Below are 5,815 nucleotides of genomic sequence, written 5' to 3'. Positions count from 1 at the left end.
CAACTTTCCATACACATAAACGTTGCCATTCATTGCGGAACGCACTCGTACTGGTAAAAAACCTAGTTTGATTTTCGAATTTTAAGACAGAAAAAACAGAAAAACCATATTGCGGAATATCAAAAATTACGTTGGATTCTCACTCAAATGTGGAATAAAAATCGCATCGGACTTTTAGCTTGTTTGCGGAATAAAAATCAAAAAACATCGGACTGACCAAAGCAATGCGCAACTGTTGCGTCGGACTGACTAGCGAAACGCAAAAAAAGGATTTACGACTGACCAAAAATTGTAAGAAAAAAAACAACGAAATGGCAACACCGTGTATAAAAAATTGCTAGTTTTATACTAAACCAATGTCAGTTGCTTTGCTTGCTTGCTTCTGATTTTCCTTCGGAAAATCCTCGCACACAAGCACGCAACTTTCCATACACATAAACGTTAGCGCACATTTTCACGCAGCGCTATAAACCTAAAATCACAAAAAAGTGGTTTAAAAACAATCCTTAAAATCTTGCGCAACTGACTTCACTCTTGCTCTAAAAATCGGACTTTTGCCAATCTAAATGCAACGATTGTGAACGACTGACTTTCTGTACGGCAAATCTAAACCTAGATAAAAGAAAAAAAAGCTCCGCTAAATATCGCAAACGCAACTGTTGCGAAAAAAGGAAACTTAGTCACGGCATAATTTTGCGAATAAAAAACACAAAAAGTAAGAAAAAAGTAAACGTGCGCTAACAAAATGTATAGAAAATGCTTACTTTAGTGCCTAATCTAATGGCAATTGCTCGTTTGCTTGCTTCTGATTTTCCTTCGGAAAATCTTCGCACACAAACTCGCACTTTCCATACATGTACCGTTGTACACCATTTGAGGAAACTATGAAAAAAGCATATTTCAATTTAACTTTTCTGATTTTAATTATCGTTCTATTTTCATTATTTGTGTATAGTGGAATAGAAATTACAGACAGTAAAACAGAAACTATGGAATGGAAAGGTGCAAGATTTATAATGACTGATTTGACTAAAGTTATCGGAATTTTATTAATTCTGACTTTACCAACATACGGTTTCTTAAAGAAAAAGTATTATTCAACAAATTATAAATCCTAAATCTTAATGGCAGAAACAAGCGAACAAACATATGATTATATCTGCTTCAGTGATTTAGCGTACGAATTTGACTTTTCTGACTTGAAAGAAGCTGAAAAAAAGATAAAACGGAAATTAAAATATTATGGACTTGGAAAATATGACCAAGAACGAGTGGAATATGTCAGAAACCTAAAAAATGACTTGTTCAAAGAGATTAGACTTTATGAAAAGTCAGAATATTATATTCCATCGAAATCGGAATTTGCAGAATTCACAGACTTTGACCATAAAAAAATGAAAGTTGATTTCCTGAATAAATATAAAAAAATAGATGATTCAGATATGTCTCAAATAATAAATTTTGCGATTTATCTGTATTATATGAGATAAAAAAACGGTGTACAACACCGTATATAATTTATTGCTAGTTCTAGCCTACTTACGAAAATCCTCGCGGATTTTCTATTCGGTTTTTATTTGCTAAATTACGTGCTAAACCACGCAACAAACCATATACATAAACGTTGTGGTTAATATTGACCAAACATTAAGCTGAATTACTAACTTTTAAACCAAACGGTATGAAACAAAAAATCAAACATTTACTAAAAATCGGAATTCTAACATTTGGAATCTCTTTGTTCATTATTAGCTGCTCTAAAGAAAATGTAGCTGAAATTGAACTGACCGAAACGCAACAACTACAAAACAAGTTTACTTTAGAAAACTTTGATGACGTCTTTGTTAAAAATAATCTTGAAATTGATTGGGACAATTTTAAAACCAATCTAAATACTGAAAATGAAATTAACTCATATGAATTCAATACTAATTTTAAAGTAAAGAGTTCTATTGAAGATTATGCAAAATACAAACTGTTGGCTTCAAAAAATGAACTCAATGATTGGAATTTTGAACTTATCAAGTTTTCAGCTAGCAAAGAAAACATCAATAACAATTTAAGCTATTTCTCCATTTACAATTTTACAGGTAGTATTTATCACTACAACTTGGATGGAAATAACACTTTAATAAAGGTTTACAGTAAAGGAAAAATCACTGAAGAAATTTCAATTAAAGACTTCAGTAATGTAAATACTTTAGCTAAAGCGCCACCAATTGGTGGCGGACACTGCTTAGGTTGTTGGTCATTGGTAAGAACAGAACATTATACTGACTGGTATACAAATTCGGGTGGAGGCTCTACTTTATATTATTCGCACTCTACTTACAATGGTGCAACAACGGAATGGGTATATATTCCCGTAAATGGAGACTATTATGGTATGCCTTACGACCCAGAAGATGGTGCCTACCATAATCATTATGACTATCCTCATGGTGGTGGAAATACTGATAATCATGAGGCTGAGAATATTCTAGGTGATAATGCTATAATTCAAGCATTTGAACAAGACTATCGCAATCAAATGTCGCAAGATGAATTAAGTTTATTTGATACTTTATCAAGAGCAGACCAACTCAAATACCTTTGGAGTGCCAAACAAGCTATAGACAAAACTAACGAGCTTTTTTCAATCCCCTGTGAGAGATACAATGGAAAAGGAGACGCTTTTAGACATGCTTATTGGAACGCATTGTCAACTCAAAGATTAGGTGCAGGCATGACTAGTTTATTAACAACACGACATGAAAATAAACCCTCCATTTATTCATATAATTGGAAAGAAAATGAAATGGATTTGTTTAATAACCAAGTTGGTAGAGACATTGCTTCTGGAGGTTCTTTAGATTTGGTCAATGATATCCAAACAGCACTAAATAATGGTGAATTGCATTATATTAATTACCAAGACTTAAATTGCAGAGCAACCTATTCTTCACAAATAATTCCTACAAATCAATAGTTATGAAAAAAATAAAAATTTATTTAATACTGTTGTTAGTATTATCTTGCTACCAAAAAAACAATACAATTCAAATTAATGATTTTTCTAAATCTATTAATGATATACTAATACCAAAAGAAAATGGAAGTTATTCTAATGCAAGTATCGAAATTAAAGGGGATGTAAACGATACTATCATAATTAAATTCTATAATACAGAACGAAAATACATTGGAAGTTTCAAAGATAAACTAATTGGTGATTACTATGGGAGTTTACCTGTTGAATTTAATTTTGATCCTTATAAGGCAACAAAAGGACAAATAAATGTTACATATGGAATCAATTAAATACTAACCACAACACCGTATATAAAAAATTGCTAGTTTTAGCTTAACCAATGTGAGTTGCTTTGTTTATTAGCTTCTGATTTTCCTTCGGAAAATCCTCGCACTCAAACACGCAACTTTCCATATACATGAACGTTGTAATTAATTTAACCGAACTATGAACATTACTCACGAAACAATAAACTCAATATTATTATTAGCTTTAGGAATAGCGTTTTATATACAAAACGGACTTTATTCCAAAATGAAAATCTTATTAGAATCAATAGATGTTGATAAATTGAAAAAATCAAATGATTTTATAAGAGAATCACATAACGCTGAATTGAATTTGAAAGCGCAAAAAATGTTTAAAGAACTTGAAAAGAAAAATAGTGAATTATTATCCGAAAAGACTGCTGAAATTTATAAGCAGTACAACGAATTGTTAGCGCACTTGTTTATCTTTTTAAAAGATATGAATTACGTAGATAGAGAACCTTATTTAAAACTTTATCCAGAAAACGAACAATCTTTGAGGGATTTACTTTCGGCTTATGACCGAGGTGAACTTCCTTCTCAAAATCGGAAAGAGAATTAAAATAATTTCTACCCGAAATATAATCGTTATCTGACCAAAATCCTAATAAATATAATTTACCAAACTCTCTATCGTAAGCGTTATTAATATCTAAACGAACCATAATAAAAACTAATTACAACACCGTATAAAATTAATTGCTATGTACTCGCCTACTTACGAAAACCCTTTCGGATTTTCTATTCGGTTCGTATTTGTTAAGTTGCGTTTATAACCATAGCAACTAATCTTATACAATCACGTTGTAAAACATTTAACTCAAACCTATGAAATTAAGGCTAATCCTAAGTTTATTTATCTCTTTTATGATTACTAGTTGTGGTTGCAACGATGACGGATTTGAAAGTTTTGAATTAAACAGTTTTGAAAAAAATGTCATTCCTTTTGACAATAATACGAACATAGAATTTATAGACAATAATTCACAGACAACTGATGCTATAATATCTGAAAAAGTAACAGACAGTTTTGACTTAAACTCTTCAGATGACGAAAGTTGTTTTACATCATTAGTTGAGTATAGTGAATGTACATATGAATTTGGCAATAGTGACAAAATCTATTACGTTAGAATTGCAAAAAGAAAATTCAACTATACTGATTTTTTCATCTACAGTGATAGTCAAGAATATTATACAATTCAAGATTTAGAGACTGAAAACCTCGAACTCGAATTAACCGACATCTCAATTGACGGATTTGATTACACCCAAGTATTTCACTTGACATCAAATAATCCTGAAACCGAATTTGAAAGTATAATTTACTCTACACAAAATGGAATTGAGTTTATAAAATATCGAAACGGAAATCACATAAGAATAAATGAATAAAAACGTTTTACAACAATGTATAACCGCAATTACGGCGGATTCGACTACGTCCGAATCCACTCGGAATTGCTAACGCCAGTTCTTAACCGAAAATTAGTAACTTTAATCCCGTAACTGACGGTTATACGAGCCCGTTGTAAGCAATTTAAGAAAACCGATAAAATTTGGTAGCATCATCAGATAAAGAATACAAATTAGCCAAACGAATAAAGCAGAAAAAGAACGGAATCGATTCCAACTTTTTGGAGCTTGCTAATTGGATTTCAGAAAAATACGAGGTAAATGTCTTAAACATTACTCACGAAATAATGACCCACGACAACCGAATTAGAATCGGAATTGCAGTCGAAACCGAAAATGACGAAGTCAAATTCAAAGAAAGTGATGAACGGTGGGCTAATTACAATGAAAAAATTCAGAATGAAATTGCAGAAAAGTATCTGGAGATTTGCAGAACTTTAGAAATCCCGAATGGAAAAACTATTCTTGGACTAACAAAAAAACTTAAACCAAAATTAAACGATGTTTTCGTTTCGGCTTCGGCATTTGAACCATTAGCGAAAGAAGAAGCGAATGGACTGATTCCAGAACCTAATATAAAAGAACTATTAGCTAAACTAAATAATAACAACGTTTGGACATTATCAAGATGTTTTGGAAGCGCGACTTTATTTGTTTTCAATGATGAACAAAAGGAGAAAATTAGCAAATCGGACTTCTTTAAAGAACTGGAAAAAAGATATTTTGAGTTGCTAAAAGAATATGACGAATTTGATTATTGGAAAAGAGATGAATTTAAAATTGGAATTGACTCAAAACAAAATTTTGACGAAAATTACGAAAGCAGTTGGTTTTATTATTACAGATAAAAAACTGCTTACAACAATGTATAACCGCAATTACGGCGGATTCGACTACGTCCGAATCCACTCGGAATTGCTAACGTCAGTGCTTAACCGAAAATTATTAACTTTAATCCCGTAACTGACGGTTATACGAGACCGTTACCAAACAGTTGACAAAAAATGAATATACGATTTAAAAAAAAACGCTTTAGGTATTATTTAATTTTTGGAATTTTATGGTTAGTTCTTGGAACTAT

General features: G+C 31.5%; 7 protein-coding genes. All 7 read left to right on the top strand.

Annotated features, from left to right (window positions below; translation table 11 throughout):
* The first annotated feature begins 884 nt into the window (after positions 1–884).
* Positions 885–1,118, top strand: coding sequence for a hypothetical protein (locus ACFQ0I_RS15875; RefSeq protein ID WP_379943943.1), 234 nt, complete (start codon positions 885–887; stop codon positions 1,116–1,118).
* Between the two features lie 6 nt (positions 1,119–1,124).
* Positions 1,125–1,490: a hypothetical protein gene (locus tag ACFQ0I_RS15870; RefSeq protein WP_379943942.1), complete on the top strand. Its 366-nt coding sequence runs from the start codon at positions 1,125–1,127 to the stop codon at positions 1,488–1,490.
* A 191-nt stretch (positions 1,491–1,681) separates the two neighbouring features.
* On the top strand, positions 1,682–2,968 hold the full coding sequence (locus tag ACFQ0I_RS15865) for a DUF6973 domain-containing protein (RefSeq protein WP_379943941.1): 1,287 nt from the start codon (positions 1,682–1,684) through the stop codon (positions 2,966–2,968).
* Positions 2,969–2,970: 2 nt separating this feature from the next.
* Positions 2,971–3,300 carry a hypothetical protein gene (locus ACFQ0I_RS15860; RefSeq protein ID WP_379943940.1) on the top strand — a complete coding sequence of 110 codons (330 nt, stop codon included), beginning with the start codon at positions 2,971–2,973 and terminating at the stop codon, positions 3,298–3,300.
* Positions 3,301–3,457: 157 nt separating this feature from the next.
* Complete coding sequence (locus ACFQ0I_RS15855) at positions 3,458–3,880, top strand: hypothetical protein (RefSeq protein ID WP_379943939.1); 423 nt, start codon at positions 3,458–3,460, stop codon at positions 3,878–3,880.
* 266 nt (positions 3,881–4,146) lie between these two features.
* On the top strand, positions 4,147–4,713 hold the full coding sequence (locus ACFQ0I_RS15850) for a hypothetical protein (protein WP_146221546.1): 567 nt from the start codon (positions 4,147–4,149) through the stop codon (positions 4,711–4,713).
* Between the two features lie 164 nt (positions 4,714–4,877).
* Positions 4,878–5,582 carry a hypothetical protein gene (locus ACFQ0I_RS15845; protein WP_379943938.1) on the top strand — a complete coding sequence of 235 codons (705 nt, stop codon included), beginning with the start codon at positions 4,878–4,880 and terminating at the stop codon, positions 5,580–5,582.
* Positions 5,583–5,815: the final 233 nt, after the last annotated feature.

The organism is Mariniflexile aquimaris, assembly GCF_042676825.1.
Lineage (GTDB): Bacteria > Bacteroidota > Bacteroidia > Flavobacteriales > Flavobacteriaceae > Mariniflexile > Mariniflexile aquimaris.
Note: the sequence above shows the minus strand (reverse complement) of the source record. Positions and strands in the feature narration are given on the sequence as shown.

What these genes read in the sequence shown, in the direction of transcription:
- ACFQ0I_RS15875 (WP_379943943.1), top strand. Translation starts at nt 885, where the DNA reads ATGAAAAAAGCATATTTCAATTTAACTTTTCTGATTTTAATTATCGTT.
- ACFQ0I_RS15870 (WP_379943942.1), top strand. Translation starts at nt 1,125, where the DNA reads ATGGCAGAAACAAGCGAACAAACATATGATTATATCTGCTTCAGTGAT.
- ACFQ0I_RS15865 (WP_379943941.1), top strand. Translation starts at nt 1,682, where the DNA reads ATGAAACAAAAAATCAAACATTTACTAAAAATCGGAATTCTAACATTT.
- ACFQ0I_RS15860 (WP_379943940.1), top strand. Translation starts at nt 2,971, where the DNA reads ATGAAAAAAATAAAAATTTATTTAATACTGTTGTTAGTATTATCTTGC.
- ACFQ0I_RS15855 (WP_379943939.1), top strand. Translation starts at nt 3,458, where the DNA reads ATGAACATTACTCACGAAACAATAAACTCAATATTATTATTAGCTTTA.
- ACFQ0I_RS15850 (WP_146221546.1), top strand. Translation starts at nt 4,147, where the DNA reads ATGAAATTAAGGCTAATCCTAAGTTTATTTATCTCTTTTATGATTACT.